This window comes from Variovorax sp. SPNA7 (assembly GCF_033807855.1).
Classification (GTDB): domain Bacteria; phylum Pseudomonadota; class Gammaproteobacteria; order Burkholderiales; family Burkholderiaceae_C; genus Variovorax; species Variovorax beijingensis.
The window spans coordinates 4,398,506-4,418,988 of sequence record NZ_CP138513.1 but is presented as its reverse complement, the minus strand read 5'-3'; the positions used below and the strand labels follow the sequence as shown (position 1 = coordinate 4,418,988).

General features: G+C 59.4%; 13 protein-coding genes. 8 read left to right on the top strand and 5 right to left on the bottom strand.

Annotation, left to right across the window (positions count from 1 at the left end; all coding sequences use genetic code 11):
- Positions 1-476 precede the first annotated feature (476 nt).
- The 3 genes from RZE77_RS20535 to putA are packed head-to-tail and all read right to left on the bottom strand — an operon-like array spanning position 477 to position 6,301.
- Positions 477-1,484, bottom strand: coding sequence for an isopenicillin N synthase family dioxygenase (locus tag RZE77_RS20535; protein ID WP_319439028.1), 1,008 nt, complete (start codon positions 1,482-1,484; stop codon positions 477-479).
- Between the two features lie 50 nt (positions 1,485-1,534).
- Positions 1,535-2,329 carry a pyrroline-5-carboxylate reductase gene (gene proC, locus RZE77_RS20530; RefSeq protein ID WP_319439027.1) on the bottom strand — a complete coding sequence of 265 codons (795 nt, stop codon included), beginning with the start codon at positions 2,327-2,329 and terminating at the stop codon, positions 1,535-1,537.
- An 18-nt stretch (positions 2,330-2,347) separates the two neighbouring features.
- Positions 2,348-6,301 (bottom strand): trifunctional transcriptional regulator/proline dehydrogenase/L-glutamate gamma-semialdehyde dehydrogenase, encoded by a 3,954-nt coding sequence (gene putA, locus RZE77_RS20525; RefSeq protein WP_319439026.1) that lies wholly within the window; start codon positions 6,299-6,301, stop codon positions 2,348-2,350.
- Between the two features lie 341 nt (positions 6,302-6,642).
- On the opposite strand from putA, the gene RZE77_RS20520 reads away from it, so the two are divergent.
- From RZE77_RS20520 to RZE77_RS20505, 4 genes are all read left to right on the top strand, one after another.
- Positions 6,643-7,512: a transporter substrate-binding domain-containing protein gene (locus RZE77_RS20520; protein WP_319439025.1), complete on the top strand. Its 870-nt coding sequence runs from the start codon at positions 6,643-6,645 to the stop codon at positions 7,510-7,512.
- Positions 7,513-7,517: 5 nt separating this feature from the next.
- The gene (locus tag RZE77_RS20515) at positions 7,518-8,192 is read left to right on the top strand and encodes an amino acid ABC transporter permease (protein WP_319439024.1); all 675 of its coding nucleotides are present in this window, start codon (positions 7,518-7,520) and stop codon (positions 8,190-8,192) included.
- A complete protein-coding gene (locus RZE77_RS20510) occupies positions 8,189-8,956 on the top strand; it encodes an amino acid ABC transporter ATP-binding protein (protein ID WP_319439023.1) in 768 nt (255 codons plus the stop codon). Before RZE77_RS20515 ends, RZE77_RS20510 begins: the two co-directional genes overlap by 4 nt.
- A gap of 126 nt (positions 8,957-9,082) precedes the next feature.
- On the top strand, positions 9,083-10,219 hold the full coding sequence (locus RZE77_RS20505; RefSeq protein ID WP_319439022.1) for an IS5 family transposase: 1,137 nt from the start codon (positions 9,083-9,085) through the stop codon (positions 10,217-10,219).
- A gap of 432 nt (positions 10,220-10,651) precedes the next feature.
- Here RZE77_RS20505 and RZE77_RS20500 read toward each other — a convergent pair whose 3' ends face one another.
- Positions 10,652-11,743 carry a TniQ family protein gene (locus tag RZE77_RS20500; RefSeq protein ID WP_177206623.1) on the bottom strand — a complete coding sequence of 364 codons (1,092 nt, stop codon included), beginning with the start codon at positions 11,741-11,743 and terminating at the stop codon, positions 10,652-10,654.
- 849 nt (positions 11,744-12,592) lie between these two features.
- Between RZE77_RS20500 and RZE77_RS20495 the strand changes: the two genes are divergently transcribed.
- From RZE77_RS20495 to RZE77_RS20485, 3 genes are read left to right on the top strand one after another with little or no spacing between them, the layout of a single operon-like run.
- On the top strand, positions 12,593-13,474 hold the full coding sequence (locus tag RZE77_RS20495) for a PDDEXK family nuclease (protein WP_319439021.1): 882 nt from the start codon (positions 12,593-12,595) through the stop codon (positions 13,472-13,474).
- A gap of 1 nt (position 13,475) precedes the next feature.
- Positions 13,476-15,602, top strand: coding sequence for a hypothetical protein (locus tag RZE77_RS20490; protein ID WP_319439020.1), 2,127 nt, complete (start codon positions 13,476-13,478; stop codon positions 15,600-15,602).
- Positions 15,599-17,005, top strand: a complete 1,407-nt coding sequence (locus RZE77_RS20485) for a P-loop NTPase family protein (RefSeq protein WP_319439019.1) — start codon at positions 15,599-15,601, stop codon at positions 17,003-17,005. The genes RZE77_RS20490 and RZE77_RS20485 overlap by 4 nt, the downstream gene beginning before the upstream one ends.
- A 39-nt stretch (positions 17,006-17,044) precedes the next feature.
- Here RZE77_RS20485 and RZE77_RS20480 read toward each other — a convergent pair whose 3' ends face one another.
- Positions 17,045-18,850: a TnsD family Tn7-like transposition protein gene (locus tag RZE77_RS20480; RefSeq protein WP_319439018.1), complete on the bottom strand. Its 1,806-nt coding sequence runs from the start codon at positions 18,848-18,850 to the stop codon at positions 17,045-17,047.
- A gap of 724 nt (positions 18,851-19,574) precedes the next feature.
- Here RZE77_RS20480 and RZE77_RS20475 point away from each other — a divergent pair.
- Positions 19,575-20,450, top strand: a complete 876-nt coding sequence (locus RZE77_RS20475) for a GNAT family N-acetyltransferase (protein WP_319439017.1) — start codon at positions 19,575-19,577, stop codon at positions 20,448-20,450.
- The last annotated feature ends 33 nt before the right edge of the window (positions 20,451-20,483 follow it).

The following is a 20,483-nucleotide window of genomic DNA, read 5'->3' as shown; positions in this document are numbered from 1 at the left end:
TCTCTCTGGAGCCTTTATCGCCAGCGTGCACGCATCGCCGGATCAGCTTCAAGCCATCGCACAATCTGACTTCGCGGCACTTGAAGGGTGCGCATCGCGTCCTCATAAGAGGAGGCTGATTCGAGAACACTCGAAACCTTGAGTGGAGTATGGGGGGGTGGGCAGGGCCTCTTCGAAGAGCTCAATTTGTCCTGCGCGAACGATCGGCAAGGCGGACGCTGCGTCGCAAAAAATGCTCCGGCTTCGGCGGAAGTGCTCCAATCTAACGACCAGTTAGACCGTCTCGAGCTTGAACTCTCGGCTGAATGTCCTTCTTCTCTCCATGAACCACCTCCGGTTGCCCCGTCGGGCATGTCGGCGCCATGCCGCACTGCTGCGCGAGCCTCGCAAACGGTAAGCGCGGCCTCAAGGCCCTCTTGACGCACAGCTGCAATGCGCCAAGAGAATGTAGGCACTCTTGGCGCATCGGTTGCGAATCACTTGTACTGCGCAAAGTTTTTCTTGTTCTTGCCGTGGATGTAGTCCGACGCAGAGATTGGCGGGAATTTTTCTACGCCCTCGGGGAAGCCCAGATCGGTGGGATCCACGACAGCATCTGGATCGGGGTCGAAGAAGATGGCGATGGAGTGCCGCTCGTTGCCCGAGCGGTTGATGACACGGTGTAAGTTGGAGCTCAGGGTCTCGTTGGACCAGCGATTGAGCAGGTCACCGATGTTGCACACCAGGGTGCCCGGGATTGGCGTAGCGGCGATCCATTCACCCGCACGGTTTTGGACCTGCAAGCCGCCGTTCATATCCTGAAGCAGCAGCGTCAGCACGCCGAAGTCCGTGTGCGGAGCAGAACCGAAGCGCTCCTCGCTTTCGTCCTTGGCAGTGGAGACAGGGTAGTAGACCAGTTGGCCGCGTGCCATTGGGCTGGTGTACTTGCCCTGGAAAAAGTCGGGGGAACGGCCCAGACCCACGGCGATGGCCGACAGTAGGCGCAGCCCAACGCGCTGCACCTCCAGGTAATACGGAAGCAGATCCTGTCGCAGGGCGGGGAAGGCCGCGTCGGGCCAGACGTTGTCGGCGACCAGACTGTCTACGCCCTTGCGCACATTCAAGCGCGGGTGCCAGGACTCGGGGCCCCAGAAGAAAATTTCCTTGAGGTCATGGGTCTTGGATCCCTCCAGCTTAGCCATCCCGGTGGCCATCCAGCCACGCTGGCTCGTGTTGACGGGAGCCAGGGCCTTAGTCTCCTGCGGCAGGGAGAAGTAATCGCGCATGGCCTTGCCGGCCTTGTCGATCACGTCTTGCGAGATGCTGTGGTTACGGATGTAGAAAAAGCCGATGCGGGTGGAGGCGTCGACGATCTGCCGGGCGACGTCTTCGACGGCGCCGGGGGCGCCTGACATCAGGTCGACCAGGTCGATGACCGGGATGTAGTCAAGGTCAACGCTTCGCGCATCGGCGTAGGCGGTGTTGGTGGTGGTGACGGAAGACATGCGGTTGGTCCTTCAAGAGAATGCGAACGTGCAGTGAGGAAAAAGGGAGATCAGGTGGGTCGAGACAGTTCGATGGCGCGTTGCCAGGCAGAGGCCACCGCGTGGGTGACGAGCGCGCGCAGCGCCCCGCTCTCTTCGAAGACGGCGATGGCGGCAGCCGTGGTGCCATTGGGGGAGGTCACCGCCTTGCGCAGCGCCGCGAAATCAGCGTCTGGCTGGTGCTGCTGGTGAGCTGCTCCCCAGGCCGTCGCGGCTGCAAGGGACCGGGCCAGTTCGGCGGGCAGTCCGGCGGACACCCCCGCATCAGCCAGCGCTTCGCTGAACAGGTGGTAATAAGCCGGCCCGCTGCCGCTCACGGCAGTGACCATGTCGATCTGGGCTTCGCTGTCGAGCCAGTGGACCGCGCCCACGGCGGCCAGCAGTTGCTCGATCTGCGCGCGGACCTGGACGGAGCATTGGGGCGAGGCAAACACTCCGGTGCAGCCGGCGCGCAGCATCGCGGGGGTGTTGGGCATAGCGCGAAGCACCGCCATCCCAGGTGGCGCAGCAGTGGCCAACACGTCGATGGTGACGCCTGCCGCAACGCTGAGCAGCGCCGCCTTCGAGAACTCCACCGGCAGCGCCTTAAGGACGGCACCGGCCATCGCAGGCTTCACAGCCAGCACGACCAGGCCCACCTCGGCGGCAGAGTGTGAGCGGGTGAAATCCCCCATCGTGGCAAACACGCCATCGCGCCCCTGCACCACAGGATCGATAGCGAGAACCTCGCTCACATCGGGGGACGCCTTCCACGCATCCCCCATGGCACGGCCCATGTTTCCATAGCCCAGGAACAAAATCTTCATCGTCTTCAGCTCCAGAAATTAACCCATCGTCATCAAGCTTGCATTGCCACCGGCGGCCGCCGTGTTGATGCTCACACTGCGCTCCACCAGTAGGCGGTCCAGGTGGATCACGCGGTCTCCCGCCGGATATCCCTGCAATCCGACAATGGGGCCAGGCAGCTGCGCCAGGGATTCGCTCACCTCGCCCAGGTGATCGATGTCGCCGTGGTGGATGACGGCGTCAAAAGCAACTGCACCGTTGCGCCAGTCGGCCGCAAGGGTCACCAGGCGCTGGACATCGGCAGGCAGCGCGGCCAGGGTGTCCTCGCTTAGCGTGCTGGCCGGCCACACGGCGCGTGCGCCCACCGCAAGAGTGGCGGCCAACTGCACCAGCAGGTCGCTGTGCGTGTAGGCTAGGCACAGTACGGCTTCACGTCCCTGGACGATGTAGAGATTGCGCTCACCCGTGGGGCCGGGCATCTGATGGCACAGGCCCTCCATGGACCACCCCTCGAACCGCTTGCACAGCACATGCACCTCGGCGTACTCGCCTCGGCACCACTCGGCCAACGACAGCAGTGCCTGGCGAGCGGGCTCGCGCGAAGTCACCACGGCACGCACCTCGGGACTGTCGACCGCGGTCAGTTCGCCGACAAACGGAACCTGCACCGGGCGGCGTGACAGCAGGCGCCGCAGGTACAAGGGGCCGCCGGCCTTGGGCCCGGTACCCGAGAGCCCTTCCCCCCCGAAGGGCTGCACCCCGACGACGGCACCCACCATGTTGCGGTTCACGTACACATTGCCCACACGGGCCCTGGTCGCCACACGCTGGATGGTTTCGTCAATGCGCGAGTGCACTCCGAGCGTGAGCCCGTAACCCGTCGCATTAATCGCGTCGACAAGCTCGTCCAACTGGTCGCGCTTGAAGCGCAAGACGTGCAGCACCGGACCAAACACTTCCTTCTGAAGTTCGGCGACCGAGCCAATTTCGATCAGGGTGGGCGGCATGAACGTGCCCTGGCCGATTCCTGCAGCGTGCACGCGAGAACTCTGGAAGACTGCTCGCCCCCGGGAGCGCATGGTCTCCACGTGCCCTTGCAGTGCATCGAGCGCCTGCGCGTCGATGACGGGCCCGACGTCGACGCTCAGGTACTCCGGTTTGCCCAGCGTCCACTCCTGCATCGTGCCCTTGAGCATTTCCAGCGCCGGTTCGGCGATGTCCTCCTGCACACACAGCAGGCGCATGGCGGAGCAGCGCTGGCCCGCACTGTCGAATGCGGAAGCCATGACGTCGTTGACCACCTGCTCCAGCAGCGCGGAGGAGTCCACAATCATCGCGTTCTGTCCGCCCGTTTCGGCAACCAGGGGAACCGGCTGACCCGCGTCGTCTACTCGGCCAGCCAGGGCCTGTTGCAGCAGCCTGGCGACCTGCGTGGAGCCAGTGAACAGGACGCCTCGCACACGTTTGTCCGCCACCAGCGCGGCACCCACCGTTTCGCCGGATCCCGGCAGCAATTGCAGGGCCCCGGGCGGCAGTCCAGCATCCAGCAGGATGCGCGTCGCCTGGGCGGCGATCAAGGGGGTTTGCTCCGCCGGCTTTGCCACGACGGTGTTGCCTGCGGCGAGGGCTGCGGCGACCTGGCCCACGAAAATGGCCAGCGGGAAATTCCAGGGGCTGATGCAGACCACCACCCCCAGCGGCCGGTGCGAGTCGTTTCCGAAGTCGGTCCGGATCTGCTGGGCGTAGTAGCGCAGAAAGTCGATGGCCTCGCGCACCTCGGCGATGGCGTTGGACAGTGTCTTGCCCGACTCGCGCACCAGCAACCCCAGCAGTATCTGCATTTGCGCTTCGAGAGAGTCGGCTGCGCGGTCAAGGATCGAGGCCCGCTCCTGCGGTGGCGTCGCCTGCCAGATGTCGAAGGTGGCCAACGCTAGGTCAATGGCCAGAGCTGCCTCCTCCTCGGTAGCGTTCTGCACATGCCCGACCACGTCGGCATGCAGCGCGGGGTTGCGCACTGGTTGTGCGTCCCGCTCGGGGGATGCCTGCGCGAGCAAGGGCCCGGCAGTCCAGGTGCGCGATGCGCTTTGAAGCAACGCCGCGGAAAGTGAGCCCAGGCGCTGTTCGTTGGCCAGGTCGATGCCTTGAGAATTGATTCGCTGGCCAAAAAGGTTGCGCGGCAGCGGGATGCGCGGATGTGGCAAACCCAAGGCTCTCTCGGCTTCGCCGGTGGCCTCCACCGCCAGCACCGGATCGGCCACCAGTTCCTCGATGCTTTGGCTGCGGTCGGCCACGCGGTTCACGAACGAGGTGTTGGCACCGTTCTCCAGCAGTCGGCGCACCAGGTACGCGAGCAGCGTTTCGTGGCTGCCCACGGGCGCGTAGATGCGGCAGGGGCGCCCCAGGCCGCCAGAACCAACGACTTGGTCGTACAGAGGCTCACCCATGCCATGCAGGCACTGGAACTCGTACTGTCCCTCGTAGAAGTTCTGCCCGGCCAGGTGGTAGATGGCCGACAGGGTGTGGGCGTTGTGCGTGGCGAACTGCGGGAACACTGCCTCGGGCGCGGCCAGCAGCTTGCGGGCGCATGCGATGTAGGCCAGGTCGGTATGCGCTTTGCGGGTGTAGACCGGGTAGTCCTCCAAGCCATCGATTTGCGCGCGCTTGATCTCGCTGTCCCAGTAAGCGCCCTTGACGAGACGGATCATCAGCCGGTGGCGGCTGCGCCGGGCGAGATCCACCACCCAGTCGATGACGTGTGGGCAGCGCTTCTGGTAGGCCTGGATGACGAAGCCGATGCCGTTCCATCCCGCGAGCGAGGGCTCGTGGCAAAGACGTTCGAGCAGATCCAGTGAGAGTTCGAGCCGATCCGCTTCCTCAGCATCGATGTTGATGCCGATGTCGTAGCGCTTGGCCAGCTCCACGAGCCCGAGCAGTCGGGGATAGAGCTCGGACACGGTGCGGTCGTACTGGGCACGTGAGTAGCGTGGATGCAGTGCCGACAGCTTGATCGAGATACCTGGTCCGCGGTAGATGCCGGTGCCCGCGGCCGCACGGCCTATCGCGTGGATCGCCTGTTCGTAGGAGGCCAGGTACCTGAGCGCGTCAGCATCGGTCAGCGCCGCCTCACCCAGCATGTCGTAGGAGTAGCGAAAGCCCTTGGCCTCGTGCCGGGCCGCATTCGCCAGCGCGCGGCCGATGGTCTCGCCGGTCACGAACTGCTCGCCCATGAGGCGCATGGCCATGTCCACGCCCTTGCGCACCAGCGGCTCGCCGCCGCGCGAGACCACTCGCGTCAGCGCCGTGGACAGCCCAGACTCGTTGTGCGTGGCCACCAGCTTGCCGGTGATCATCAAACCCCAGGTGGCAGCATTGACGAACAACGACGAGCTGCGGCCCAAGTGTGGCTCCCACTTGCCAGCGCCCACCTTGTCGCGGATAAGCGCGTCCCGTGTGGCCTTGTCAGGAATGCGCAGCAGCGCCTCAGCCAGGCACATCAGTGCCACTCCTTCCTGCGAAGACAGCGAGAACTCCTGCAGCAGGCCCTGCACCAACCCTGCCTTGCCCACGGCCTGGTGGCCTCGCAGGCCTTCGCTCAGGCTGCATGCCAACGTATGGGTGGCCGACCGCTCGCCAACGGAGAGCTTGGCCAGGGGCAACAGCATGGCGACCTGCTCGGCTTCGGGGCGGCGCCACGCCGATGTGATCGCGGCACGCAGCACGCCCTGTGGCATCACCTGCTCCGCAAAATCCAGAAATGGCTGGGGCGGCGCAAGGCTCTCCGCCTCATCCGAAGCAGCCATGGCTGCAGCAGCGGATGTCATGGCGGGATCAAACCCCTGCCCTACCGGAAGGCCTCGATCAAGGGCATCGAGCTGCGTGTAAATCGCCTGCTTGATCAGCCAGTGCGGAGTGCGATCCACCTTTTCGGCAGCCGTCTTCAAACGCCCTCGCACCTCATCGTCCAATTTGACGCCCATCGTCACCAAGGCCATACGAAATCCACCATAAACAAAATTTAGTGCGAATGGTAGTGGAGGGATTTCGAAGTTGCAACCCATTTTAATGCCGGGTTGCACCATGGAAAACCCCAATCAAAACCAGATGGAACAAAACTTGCAGAAGAGCAATCAACTCACAAATCAACCCCTGATATTCACCATGGTGGTGCATAAATTCACCAAAAGTGAAGGGGGCTGAGGGAATGTACTTAGAAAAATGGTCAAAAATAGGCGCAACCCATCTTTAGAATTTGCGACCGCGTGGTGCAACCCAGGTCGCAACCAGAACGACTTTTGGATCACCTTGTTAACCTAACTTTGAACTGGGGAATCTCATGCAACGCAGGCAAATCTTCTCTCATGTAGCAGCCGCAGGTGCCGCAGCCGCTGCAGGCGCAACCCTTGCGACTTCTGGTACCGCCGCCGCGCAACCCGCAGCGCCTACCGCCTCTGCCGGCTCCACGCTCGACAAGATCCAGAAGAGCGGCGTGTTGAAGGTTGCCGTCATCCCCGGCCAGGAACCGTATTTCCACAAGGACCTCGCCACCAACGAGTGGAGCGGCGCCTGCCTGGAGATGGCTGCCGACATCGCCTCGGCGCTGCGCGCCAAGGTAGAGCCCGTGGAATCGAGCTGGGGCAATCAGATTCTTGACCTGCAGTCGGGCAAGGTCGATCTCGCATTCGCAGTCAGCCCAACTCCCCAACGTGCGCTGGTGATTGACTTTTCGTCGCCGCTGCTGGTGCACTCCTACACCACCATTGCCCGCAAGGGTTTCCCGAAGGTCGTGAACTGGAGCGACATCAACAAGCCCGAGGTGAAGATTGCGGTCGACCTCGGGTCCACCCACGAAACCATTGCCCGGCGCTACTGCCCCAAGGCCACCATCATGGGCTTCAAGACCCGTGACGAGGCCATCCTGGCCGTCTCCACGGGCCGCGCGGACGTGAACGTGTCGCTCGCCGTGATCGCTATCTCCACCATGAAGAAAAACCCGAACGTGGGCACGCTGGCGATCCCCCGCCCCGCGCTGACCATGCCCACCAACCTGGGCCTGCGGTATGAAGCCGACCCCCGGTACAAGAACTTCCTGAGCGTCTGGGCCGACAACAACCGCTTCAGCGGCCAGACACGCGAGTGGATGCAAAAAGGCTTTGCCGCCCTGCAGATCAAACCCGAAGACATCCCGGCCGAAATCCAATTCTGAGCGCCATGCAAAACATTTACGCCTGGGACTTTGGCTCCCTCGTCCCGTATATCCCCGTTCTATGGCGGGGGCTGCAGGTGACCCTGCTCTTTACCGTGACAACAGTATTGAGCGGCCTGGTCGTCGGGCTGATTACTGGCATGCTGCGGCTGCCCAATTCACCCCGCTGGATCTCCATCCCCATTCAGGTCTGGACAGAAATCTTCCGCTGCACGCCTTTGCTGGTGCTTTTGGTCTGGGCGTATTACGCTTTGCCGGTATTGATTGGAGTGGATCTTTCTGCAGGGCTCGCCTGCTTTATTGCGCTGACTTTTTACGCAGGCGCGTTCTACGCGGAGATATTCAGAGGCGGTATTGAAGCCGTCGACAAGGGCCAGTGGGAGGCCGGTCGTGCCATCGGAATGCGCCGCGGCCGCATCTTCCGACGCATTGTGCTACCCCAGGCCGTGCCGCTGATGATTCCAGCCCTCATTAACCAGACTATCCTGCAGCTCAAGAACACCTCTCTGGTGTCTGCAGTGGCCGTGGGCGACCTGCTGTACCAGGGCTCGGTGATCACCGGCGCCAGCTATCGCCCTCTGGAGGTGTATACGGCTATCGCGGCAATCTACTTCGCAATTCTTTTCCCTCTCACGCTCGTTGCCAGCCGCGTCGAGCGCCGCCTCGGAGCCTCCAAGTGACCAATCCAATCCTCCGGGCCGATGCAATTCACAAGTCATTTGGTGCTCACCACGTTCTCAAGGGAGTGACACTTTCCGTGGCCACAGGCGAGGTGGTCACCTTGATCGGCTCCAGCGGCTCAGGGAAGTCCACATTCCTTCGCTGCATGAACCTGCTTGAGATGCCCGAGCAGGGTGAACTCAGGGTTTCAGGTCACCAATTCCAGTTTGGCAAGGGGGGCAAATCTCCGCGGGACAAGCAGCTGGCGGCCCTGCGGGCTGAGATCGGCATGGTTTTTCAGCACTTCAACCTGTTCCCGCAAAAGACCGTGTTGCAGAACATCATCGAGGGCCCCATCCAGGTCCAGGGCGAGTCGCCCGCGCAAGCCAAGGCCTACGCTATGGAACTGCTCAACAAGGTCGGTCTCGCGGAAAAGGCAGAGCAGTTTCCCAGCCGGCTTTCTGGCGGGCAGAAGCAGCGCGTGGCCATTGCCCGGTCGCTGGCGATGCGGCCTGCGGTGATGCTGTTCGACGAACCGACCTCGGCACTCGACCCCGAACTGGTGGGTGAGGTACTGGCCGTCATCAAGAGTCTGGCCGCCGACGGGATGACAATGGTACTGGTCACCCATGAAATGGCGTTTGCCGAGCAGGTGTCGGACCGCATTGGCTACATGCGCGATGGCGTCATGGCGGAGTTGGGGCCTGCCAGGGAGGTGATGAATCAGCCCAAAGATCCGAAGCTTGTCTCGTTCCTCGAGCGCTTCCATCAAGGCAAGGTTTAGGACGTTGGATTCCACCGAACTCTGACCCTAGCAGGCTGCTGAAATACTCCCCTTCACCGTCGGCATCCGATGCCCCTCGAACGTTGAACAGTGATCGATTCTTCACTTGAGAACAGACCCCAGAGCATGCGCGGCGCCGACACCTTCACCGAGAGTTTGTTCACCATACGCAAGCTTGAGGACTTCGTGCCGGCAGACCATCCGCTGCGCCCGATCCGGGTCATGGTCAATGAAGCGCTGCTCAAGATGGATCGTTTGTTCGCCGGCATGTACGAGGCCGAGATCAAAGGTGGTCGCCCCAGCATTGCTCCCGAGAAACTGCTGCGTGCCATGCTGCTGCAGGTGTTCTACAGCGTTCGCTCGGAGCGTCAGCTCATGGAGCAGACCCAATACAACCTCTTGTTCCGCTGGTTCATCGGCCTGGCCATGGACGATGCCGTCTGGGTGCCCACCGTGTTCAGTAAGAACCGCGAACGTCTGATCGCGCACGACGCGGTTGTCGAACTGTTCAATCTCATCGTCGAGACTGCCGATGCCAAGGGCTGGCTGTCGGGCGAGCACTTCAGCGTCGATGGCACCCTCATCCAGGCCTGGGCCAGTCACCGCAGCTTCGTGCGCAAGGATGGCGGCAGTGACGATGACAAGGATGGCGATGGTGGTGAGGCCGCCACCGCCCCGAGCGGCAGCACCAGCTTCAAGGGCCACAGCCGCAGCAACGACACCCACGCTTCGCGCACCGACGCCGATGCGCGGTTGTACTGCAAGGGCAAGACGGCCAGTGAGATGCGCTACATGGGCCATACCCTCGCGGACAACCGTCATGGCCTGATTGCCAACGCCATGGTCACCACCGCCGATGGTCATGCTGAGCGGGAAGCGGCCAAGGTCATGATCAATGCCGCTTGCGAGGCGGCGCACGACGACACGATCAGCATCACGCTGGGCGCGGACAAGGGCTATGACGCGCAGGAATTCGTCCGCGCGTGCCAGGACATGGGCGTGATCGCGCACGTGGCGCAGAACACATCGGGACGGCGCTCAGCGGTACCCGACGTCATTGCTGCGAGCCAGGGCTACGTCCTGTCGCAGCGAAAGCGCAAGCTCATCGAGCAGGGCTTCGGCTGGGCCAAGACGGTGGGACGCATTCGCCAGGTGATGGTGCGCGGCCTGCAGCGTGTGGACCACCTGTTCGTGCTGACGATGACGGCGTACAACTTGACGCGTATGCGCTCGCTGGGGCAAATCCGTGCGCAGGCGCATTGAAGCCGCCAAGGGCTCCGAAGCGCCGTCCAAATCAGCGAAAACGACGCCGAAATTCGGCCTCCGACGCGCCATGTGAAAAATGACTTCTCGCCAGCGAGGATGGCTCACTTCGCAGGGGAGTATTTCAGCAGCCTGCTAGGGGGATGCAGATAAAAATTTGAACTACCACGACGTAGTTCAAATTTTTATCTGCATCCCCCTTCTGCGGTGCCTATGGACGCGCACTCTCGGCAATTGACTGTCCTGCTTGGCTCTCCCCTTTTTGATGAAATGCGCCAGCTGCTGGCACAGCTTCGATTTTTCACCCAAGATTTTCGTTTTTTTTGAACTCTATTTTTTGATGGCCAGTAAAGTACGGGGCAATTTTTTGAACTCTATTTGTTTGTTTTGAACTCTATTAGCTTCGACCAACGGCATCACGGCATCACGGCATCACGGTCGCCACGCTTGCGAACTTCCTGGTCGGCTCTTGCGTACTTGAGGTTCTGTGAGTAGATCCTCCACCTTGTGAAATTCCAATTGATTCTTTCGGCGTTCACTAGACGATGAGAACGCGTGGTACTGCCGCATGAATCCTTCCCAATCTTCGAAAAGCCATGCGATAGCCAGCAGATGCCACAGCGGATTTCGGGGCATCCGGTTCGATTTCATCAAGCGTAGTAAATGGCCGTTTGCCTGCTCGGGATTCTGTAACAGCCCCAAAAAATCACTGGAGCGGCAGAGTGCGGCGCCAAATGCATAGAACCGATCTCCCGCTTCTGGCTGTCGCAGGTGTCCGGTACCTGCTGTTAGCAGTCCTTGATGCGAGAGTGTGGCTCGATAAACGTCGCTCAATATCCTTCCTTCCAATCGCAAAAGGTGGCCATGCGTGCCAAGGGCAATGGCGATCGATGCGATGCACTTGATGACGTTCTCGTGTGCGCTGTCCTGAGGTGGGAACGGCGTGAAGTAGGAGGCGTGGAAAGCATTTTGCTGTACGAGGTGAGCGGACATGCTGTTTGCAGGGCCCGCATTTGATGACTCCAATGCTTCGATAACTGGCAGACACCAGATGAGTCCATGTGCGGAAATTGGCTGGATGGTCAGTTCGCGAAGAGGGAGGTCGTGGAGAGGGCAGCGATAGACGCCAGGCCACTGGTGATCTCGATGCCAGTACGCGATGTGATGGGCCGCCCTGTCCGCGCGGGCACAGGCTAGGCAGGCGCGCAGCGATCGTGGGATCGCAGATCGCCCAGCCAGCGCATTCAGTGCCACCTTCAACCCCCCAGGCGTGCCTGTGCTCATGGCCGTGATCGTTCGAGTGACGCGGCGCTGCGTAAGAAACGGCATGTGAAACGGCAACAGCGTCCGGTCTTCGATGATCTTTCTTGTATTACCGAGTTGGCCTCTGGCGCGTTCGACAAGCGCTGCGACGCCACCTGTCCGCACTGGGCCGCAGGATGAGGTGCCAAAAAGCTGCAGAGTGGTTTCGCCCGCGCGCGTGTTGCCGGCTATGAAGTGGTGGCGACAGCACAGGCTATACAAGGTTTCTCCTGGCAGCCAAGTGCATGTCGTTGGGAGCTCAAAGAGGGGGGCAGTGGAATCCATTGACGCTTGGGCGTATCTGGTCAATCAACCGCGCAGAAATCAACTAGAAAAATGTGCATTCTTGATTTTCTTCGCATAAGAGTAATTCCAAAAAAGAAATAATTTTCTCGGCGAAATGGAAAAATCATAGATCGAATTGAAAACAATTTCACATTGTAAAATTAAGAAAAATTGAGGCAATGGCGTCGAATGTGCAGAACTAAGAGAGTTCGATTAAAAATCTATTGCAAGAATTGATGGGGCGCATTAATAATTGCGGAGTTTGAAGTGAAGGAGTTGATTTTTCAAGGTCAACGAGCGCGTCTTCGAGCCGCGAGCAAAGTCTGCTGCAGACGATTCATGATCTTGAGGAATGACATGCTAGGGGGCGCTTCAGAACTCTGACGCTATCCCTGTCAGGCGCTTGACGTGCTTGCGTAACTGGCGAGATCGACCTCTGAATTCAGAGCTTGTGGCCGATCGCGCGCGGAAGTTCTTGCCTGCTGCAGACTGGCGGACATCAGTCCTTATTTGAGCAACAGGTGATCCGACGCCAAAAACAAAACCCGCTCACCTCGCCAAAGGTGAAACGGGTTCTTACAACCAGCGTGAGCTGGACTTCGCGATATGTTGAGTAATACCTGATTCGACTGTCGCGCAAATGTCGCTCACCGTCAAGACGGTAGGGGAATCTCTTTCCTTGGGCGTGCTATGCCGAAAACGACAGCTCAGACTCTAGCCCGGCTGAAAAAGACTCTGACCAGACAGGACCCACCAGAGTTCGGTCCAGGTTACACGCCCTCCATCTTGGCGACCAGGGAGGAAGCACCAAGCGTGTCAGGGTATCTCACCGTCTATTGGCCGTTAATGGGGCGTGACGTCCACGTGTTGTCAGCGCCAGAGTTCAAGGTGGTGCTGATTGTGTTGCACTGTCCCTGGGTTTTTGAACTACAAGAGCAACGTCTCATCCATTTCGATGAACGACCCCATCCGCTGACTGATCATCCGCGAGCACATCTTTCGCGCCCCGCACCATTGCCTGGCGCCTGCATGCTCGCCGAGAAACTGGGGTTGCTAAAGCATTACCCGACGATCAAGACCAAGGTTGCTGGCCAGCGCTACGAGGTGCCCAGTTTCCTCATCGGCGATCTCCTGCCGTTCATAGCGGGCTCTCAAGGCCCCTACTGCGTGCATCTGAACATCAAAGATACAAGCGATGCGTTCCAAAACCCTCCGGATTTCAAGCTCTCAAGAATGAGCCCAGAAGATGCTCGCGAGCAAGAGATATCGCGCCATCGGATCGTGCGTGAGCGCTACCGAGCTGGGGGTATCAAGACGGTCGATATCGCCGCTGACGAGGACGTGGATTCAGAGGTTTGCAACAACCTTCGTGCTGCGTTGCTCTATCAGAAGCGTCGATTCGCGCTGAGTCGGACGGCTTATGCCGATCTGATGGAAGAGTTTCGCCTTGGCATATCGAAGGGGCAATGCGCGCTCGAGGTCGTCCGGCGCGTAAGCGCGAGTTCCTCATCACTTGACGTCGATGAGCTCAAGACGGCTTTCTATCGCGCGATTTGGAGTCGGGATCTGCGTCTTGATCTGTTTCACCCAGTGCTTTTCGATCAGCCGATGCAGTTGGAGACAAGGGATGTCTTCGAGGTCTACGCCAACTGGTTCACGCGAGACTGATATGCCAACTGCTGGAACACAGATTTACGCGCCTCGGGGGTATCTCAACCTGGAGCAAGGGGCGGTCTACCATTTCCTGCAGAGCAATGAGAACACCAAGCTTGTCTCGCTAGTGCAGTTCATCGCCCCGGGCCCGGCCTTTCCGCCGAAATCCAGGAACGATCCGCGGAAGTCGGAAGCGAAAGATCAGGACGCCGAACCGGCACCACGAAGCAAACGGAAGCCACAGCCACGGGCAATCCTTGTGCGCTTGGGCCGTTCGGAGTTCGAGGCCGGGCTCGACAATGGCATGATAAGAAAATTTGAAGAACAGAACAGCTTGCCCCCATGGCTGTCTGGACTCACTGTCGACAGATTGCATGCGAGCGATGCGGGAAGGCGAAACGCCGTCAAGAAGCACGCTGACCGCATCAAGGACAAGCTCAAGCGTATTGCCCCTGCGCTAAAGATCAAGAACGAGATCCTGGCGTCCCAAAAACCGGAGCAGATACTCGGCCGGCTCGCGCGATCTTGCAAGCCTGCGGTCAACGAGACGCGGTATTCGTGGTGGTTCTATACGAGGCTTGCATTTGAAGGCAACGATCTGGCCTTGCACTACTCATTTGCAAGCATCGGACATTGGGACCGACTCGACTCGAATTCCTTGGTCAAGAGGGGGGCACCAAGCCGCGATGAGGGACCTGGCCACGGGTACAACACTGACCGGGCAATGCTCGGGACGATCTTGGAATCCTATCGGCGCCTAGCCAAATCAGGCGTCAAACTCGACGACATTTACATTCGCGCAGTCGTCGAGGATTTTGGGTGCAAGACCCGCGAGGTCAACGGTGCACGCGAGTTCTACCATCCGCGTGGGGAGCGATTTCCTACCGAAAAGATGTACTGGTACCACGTCGATCAGACCATCGGCAAGAAGAAGAAGCGCCGTACCCGCATCGGACGCAAAAAGGAGCGTTCGAAGTTCGCACCCTTCGTTGGGTCATTCAGCTCCAATGTCGCGAACCTGATGGAGCGCGTGGAGGGCGATGCATACGTGTTGAAGGAAGTTCCTCGTGGTCTGATCAGCGATGCAGATGTAAAGCCCTTGGTGGTCGTTCGGCTGCGAGATCAGCGCTCGGGGCTTTTCACCGGGATCGGGTTTTCCTTCGGCTCGGAAACCAGTAGCGCCTACCGGATAGCGAGGTTTGTGCAGGCCGTCGACAAAGTCTGGCTCTGCAGCCTCTTTGGCATCCGGATTACGGCAGACATGTGGCCTAGCGAAGGCAACTCTCCGCACGACATCCAGGATCGCGGCCCCGGCGGAACGGATGGGGCATTTGCGAGGGAAGATGAGTTCACCCCTGTGATTGTCGAAGGTTCGCCGAGCCGTAGCCCGCAATCCAAGGCGCTTATCGAGGCATCCAATCCGCGGGAGCCCAAGGTCGACGATCAGCTGGCTCACATGCGCTCGGACAAGAACGCATTTCAGTTGGTTGTCCAGGAGATCTGGAGGTTGATCAGGGACAACGACAGCATGAATGTGAAAGACCGGGTATCCGATGATTTGCTTGAGGAGGTCTCCGTGCCGACACCACTGCGGCTGTGGAAGGCGCTCGATGCACGCATGCGCAACGATGGCATTGCAATGCTGCGGGAGGATGCGATTCGGGCTTTCTTGACCCCTGTGAAAGCGAAGCTCACACGGCGAGGTGTCGAGTTGATGGGGCGAGTCTTCCGCTCAGATGCACTAGACAAATCCGGCCTACGGGAGTGCATCAATGGGAATCAGACGCTTGAGGTCGACGTTTGGGTTCTTGAAGCGTGTGTTCGCCACATTTGGCTTGATATGAAGGGAAAGCTGATCCAACTCGACATGACAGCTGCGTACCGTACAACAGATCGCGAGTTCTTCGTCACCTTGTCCGAACTGCAGGAGCGAGCGGACCAACACCGAAAATGGGAACGCAAGCTGCCTGAGCACCAGCAGGCTACGGAAGCCCATGTCGCAGAGCAGCATCGGTCCCAGACCGGGAAGTCCTGGCGCTCGGCCAAAGCCAAGCCGGGGCGTGCCAAATATGGAACCAAGCAAGCCCGCAGTGAGGGCGCGCGAACGCGGGCACTCTCGAAGGGCAAGGAGGTCATTCATTGACTCATGGTGTTGAGCCTTGTGAGAGTCCGTGGACCAGTCATCTGCGTGGAATCAAGACCATTGGCGATATAGCTCGGATGGTGCGAGTGGGGGCGCAGGCCCTTTCAGGGCTTGGAGACGACCCTGTTGAGGTGGCGTGTCGGCGTATCGAAGCCGCTTGGGATGCCATCTACATTCCGAGCGAGAGCGAGTGTCGGCTGCTGCTGGAATTTGTAGAAGTGGCACTCGCATACGCTAACGAATGGTTTCGGACGAAGAAGGCATTTCTGGGGACTATCTTCAGCGGGACTATCAACATACCACCGGCTTTCCCTTTCTGCGTGACGGGTTTGTCCGGTGTCGGCAAGAGCGCATTGCGCCGAGCTTTGGAGCGACTGTTCACGCCACCGGCGTCTACGATCGCGGTGTCTGATGAATATGAACCATTTCCATGGATTCCGATGCGATCTGCGCTGATCGAAAACGGACCGCAGAGCACCTTGGTCTTCGCAGCACTGGCCGGTCCCGGCTCCAAGCTCAAGCAGACGATGGTCGAATGTCGAGGTTCGATGTATCGCTCGGGTGCTTGTTTCGCAGTTCTCGACGAGATGCAGTTCCTCACTCATGGGGAAGACGCTCGAGCCATGGCGGCCAGATTGCTCTTGAGCGCGGCAAGCTTGGGAACGCCACTGGCGTATTTTTGCAATTTCAGCATGGTCTACAAGATGCTTAAGTTGCCACATGAGAGTCGTCAACGGTTGCTCGCCCGCTTGAGATTGGTGACTCCTTGTTCGCCGCGAGATCCATTGTGGGCTGAATATTTGCAGGAGCTGCAAGCTGCAGTTCCAGGACTGTTTGCATTCAATCTTGTCGATTGGGCAACGGAGCTGTGGAACTACAGCGCCGGACTCAAGCGTAACCTCCAGCAGTTGCTAAAAGAATCGTTCCGGGCATCTCGGCGTGCTGGTGAGACTTCGGTGAGCTGGTCGACTGTCGAGTCGACCTACCTGCACACTGACTACTTCTCGACCCGAGAAGAGGTCGAGCAATTGCTTGCACATGCGATGGGCAACACGAAGATCAAGCGGGATCTCATGTGTCCGTTTGCAAGTCCGTCAAACAACGAATACCAAGCGGCATTGAGGAGCCTGCTTCAGCAGCGCTTCGGGAAGGCGGTTGAAGACTCCGTGCTGAACGAAGCCGAGAAGAAGGAGCTCGCGAAGATCAAATCTGATCTGAGTCCTGTTCCAGTCGCGCAGAGGCGCAGAGCGGATCCAAGACCTCGCACGGCAGGGGCGGCTGCACCTGCGGAGCCCGCTGACGCGATATCAGAAATGAAATCTGTGGCCTTGGTCAAGGCCGCATACTCGCTTCTCCAACCGAAAAGTAAGCCGCGCAATCCTTCGAGCGTAAAGCGAGGCTAGATTTGTTTGGAGCGGCGCGTTCTTCGAACATCGGGCGACTCAATCGAGCTCACGCGGATCGACTGGCTTGTGAGCCACATCTGGGTTCGCATCATCGGTTCGAAGGTGCCGCGGCCTGAGTTCGTGTTTAAGTGCTGCGAAAACTCGCGGCATCAGGATACGTGCAGAAAGTTCATTGCTCGGGCCAAGATGCTCTAGGCGCAGGACAATATCCCAGCGGCTCGGCTCGCGATACGGATCGATCTTTCGGAGTTCTCCAGCCGCGGCTCTGATAGCCTGAACATAGAGTTCTTCGAGCTCTGCCCACTGGTGCTGATCCTTGTGGCGACGGGCTGTGACAGGTGGATTTAGATTCACTGATGACGTTGCGTACTGGACGTCGTGCTTTCTAAGGTAGTGGTAGTCCGAGGAAGCGACTCTCGTCGCTCCTACGTCTCCTCGACGAGAACGCTCGAGAGCATATGTCCAGTTGGCACGAGCAACTTCGAGGCGCTTCAGAATACGTGCGCGCTTCCTCTCTTCGTGCATTTGAGGATTCAGTCTGAGATATTCATCGACTTTGCTCACCGAGATAGAAAGTTTCAAAGCAATAACTTCTGGTGGTTCACCGCTACGGATCATTGAGTCGAGCCGGTCGCGATATTCTTGAGGTATGGTATTGCGGTGGAACCTGGGCCGGATTCCTAAAGCGGCAGCCCAGCCTCTGCCCGTTCCAGTTGAAATTCCAACAGTCTGAGCCGCAGCGGAGACCGATGCGCCCTCTCGAACCAGGTAATCAAATTTCTGCTTGCGAGCGTTGATATCAAGTGCACGCCGGGATGGCAAACGGAAATACGGTTGCTGTCCGTACGATGCAGGCTTCTGCGCGGCGTGGATTCGATAGCAATCCATGAAGTCTTCCCAGTTATCGAAAAGCCACGCGATTACTACGAACTGAAAAAAAGGTCGAATCGAACGCGCTTGCAGCTGGTGAAACAGGTTGGACCTCGCATACAAGCTGCTAAGCCAACCCGGATGGGTACGATGTCTGTCGATAGCACTCGCGAATCCAAGCAGATCAGTCGTCGCACGATTCCAATCGATGTGCTTTTGACTGTCATTGGCCCAGCCTCGGCCTATCAAGCGAGATCGATAGGCTTGCAGGAGTGGTGCCCGTTCGATCTTGAAGCCTGCAGGTTGATGAGCGATTTTGATCGAGAAACTCGTGATCTTGCTCAGAGCCTCTGCTTCTCGCTGATTTGTGGCCGTGACTGCAGGCACAAACTCAAGGTCGTCAATGAGGCTGGGCGTCGGGAGCTTTAGATATGATTCTCTAAGACGGTCTCGCATCGAGCGTTCATGTAGTTCGCAACCGTGCAAGAGGCAACGGAAAACGCCCGGAAGTTGATGGTCTCGGTGCCAGTGTGCCGTACCTTGTTGGATGATGTCTCGGCTTGCACACTCCCTGCAAAAACGCAGGCATTGTGTCTTGAAATAGCGCTCGCCCCCGAGGCCGATTTTGGCGAAAACGCCGTTGTGTCCAGAGCCCTGTCGCATTGATTCGAGTGCAATCTGCTCTTGGCTTGAGCTCAAAAATGGGAGGTATGCGGCCAGTATCGTTCTGCGTCGAATGATCTCTTCGCTATCTCCGAATTTGCCACCCGTTCGTTCAACAAATTTGTCGATCGCGCCCGGAAAATCATGTGTGATCTTTCTAGAGCTTTGACCAAAAAGTTGAGAATTTGTCTCGGAACTTTTAACATTTCCTAAGAGGAAATGCTGACGAGTACAGAGGCTGTGCAACGTTTCGTCTTCTAGCCAACTGATTGCTTTCAAACTTGGCTCGTCACCCCGGAATTTGATCATCGAAGTACTTGGCAAGTTTAGAGATTGAAAATCCTCTAGGCCGCGAGTTTGGATGGCAACGCTACTTTAGCCAATTGCATTCGCTTGGTCTACAGAAAATCTTGCTATACCAAGAAAAACAGTAAATTTCCTTTACACGTGAACCTGAGAAGATTGGGCGTTACTAGAAGCGGTTAACAAAGCGCGACATGAATGCTGATATGACCGCTCGAAGCGGATACATAGCTTATCGTTTACCGGTAGTGGTGGCAGAGTGTGTACTCGTGTCCCTTGTCCGCGTGCAATATGCTTGGCCATTAGCGCGGCCTTCCATTGGCTTGCCACCCGCCGCCGGCAGGGCATTGACCAGTTCCTTGAAAAGCCATCGAATCGTGTTGTGACGAGCTGTTCGCTATCGGGGGAATGAATAAGGGGCCGCGTTGGGAGACCGCTCATTAAAACGGCGACGCACTTTGCGTTGCGTTATGAATCTCAAAAAAACTCCGCCAAATCAATGGCTTATGGTGAGAGCTTTCCCGACGCACTTTATTCACACATAGCAATGGCGGCCACCGCACGATCCGCTGCTGGAGGCGCGCAATCGCGCATTTCGCGCCTTTTCCGGTGCCCGGTTCGGCATCGACGCGGCCGTGCTTTCTTTAGCATGGGTTCACCACCAGACCCACGCGAACAGTCCGCAGATGTCCAAGCTTCCCGTCCCCATCCGCTTCGAACGGCAGACAAGATGGCGCCGCACCTGAGCGCGCTGCGCGCCGATCACTTGCCGGACGCGGTCAGGCAATCCTCCGCACTGGGGTGGCCCTACCGGGAAGCCGACTGGCGCTTCGCCTTCGATCTCGGCAGCGGCTTCGCGGCGGAAGTGGACGGCCGCCTGGTCGCTACGGCGATGTGGTGGCCCCATGGCGAGAGCCATGCCTCGGTGGGCATGATCATCGTCGACCCGGGCATGCAGGGGCGGGGCCTGGGGCGTGCCTTGATGGGAAAGCTGCTCCACGAGGCGCGCAACCGCACGGTGTTCCTGAACGCCACCCGGGAGGGGCTCCCGCTCTATGCGCAGCTCGGGTTTGTCGCCCGTGGGCAGGTGTTCCAGCACCAGGCCGTGCTGCCGGCGGAAGCCGCTCTTCCTGCCGCGCCACTGGCGTGCGTGCGTGCCATGCAGGCAGCAGACAGCCAGAGCGTGCGCCGGCTGGACCGTGCTGCCACAGGAATGGACCGGACTGCATTGCTGGATGCATTGCTCGGGGCCGGCACGGCGATGGTCGTCGATCGCGGCACCGGTCTGTCGGCCTACGCCTGCGCAAGGGAATTCGGGCATGGCGTGGTGATCGGCCCGGTGGTCGCATCGGGTGCAGGCGGTGCTGCCGATGCAATGGACCTGATCGCCGCACTCGCCGACCGGGCCCGCGGCCGGTTCCTTCGCCTCGACGTGACCGAGGGCAGCGGCCTGTCTGCATGGCTGACCGCCATGGGGCTGCCCTGCGTGGGCCATGCAGTGCCCATGGTGCGCGGCGTCCACACGCGGGCCATCAACGTCGATGCAGATGTAGGTGCGGGTGCGGGTGCGCGCCTGTTTGCCCTTTCCAACCAGTCGTTCGGCTGACGCGGCGGCTCATCACATCACTACGTCCCCGAG

Bases quoted from the DNA above. Each gene is read 5' to 3' on its own strand.
- RZE77_RS20475 (WP_319439017.1), top strand. From the start codon at position 19,575: ATGGCGCCGCACCTGAGCGCGCTGCGCGCCGATCACTTGCCGGACGCG.
- RZE77_RS20535 (WP_319439028.1), bottom strand. From the start codon at position 1,484: ATGTCTTCCGTCACCACCACCAACACCGCCTACGCCGATGCGCGAAGC.
- RZE77_RS20480 (WP_319439018.1), bottom strand. From the start codon at position 18,850: ATGATCAAATTCCGGGGTGACGAGCCAAGTTTGAAAGCAATCAGTTGG.
- proC (WP_319439027.1), bottom strand. From the start codon at position 2,329: ATGAAGATTTTGTTCCTGGGCTATGGAAACATGGGCCGTGCCATGGGG.
- RZE77_RS20505 (WP_319439022.1), top strand. From the start codon at position 9,083: ATGCGCGGCGCCGACACCTTCACCGAGAGTTTGTTCACCATACGCAAG.
- RZE77_RS20490 (WP_319439020.1), top strand. From the start codon at position 13,476: ATGCCAACTGCTGGAACACAGATTTACGCGCCTCGGGGGTATCTCAAC.
- putA (WP_319439026.1), bottom strand. From the start codon at position 6,301: ATGGCCTTGGTGACGATGGGCGTCAAATTGGACGATGAGGTGCGAGGG.
- RZE77_RS20520 (WP_319439025.1), top strand. From the start codon at position 6,643: ATGCAACGCAGGCAAATCTTCTCTCATGTAGCAGCCGCAGGTGCCGCA.
- RZE77_RS20515 (WP_319439024.1), top strand. From the start codon at position 7,518: ATGCAAAACATTTACGCCTGGGACTTTGGCTCCCTCGTCCCGTATATC.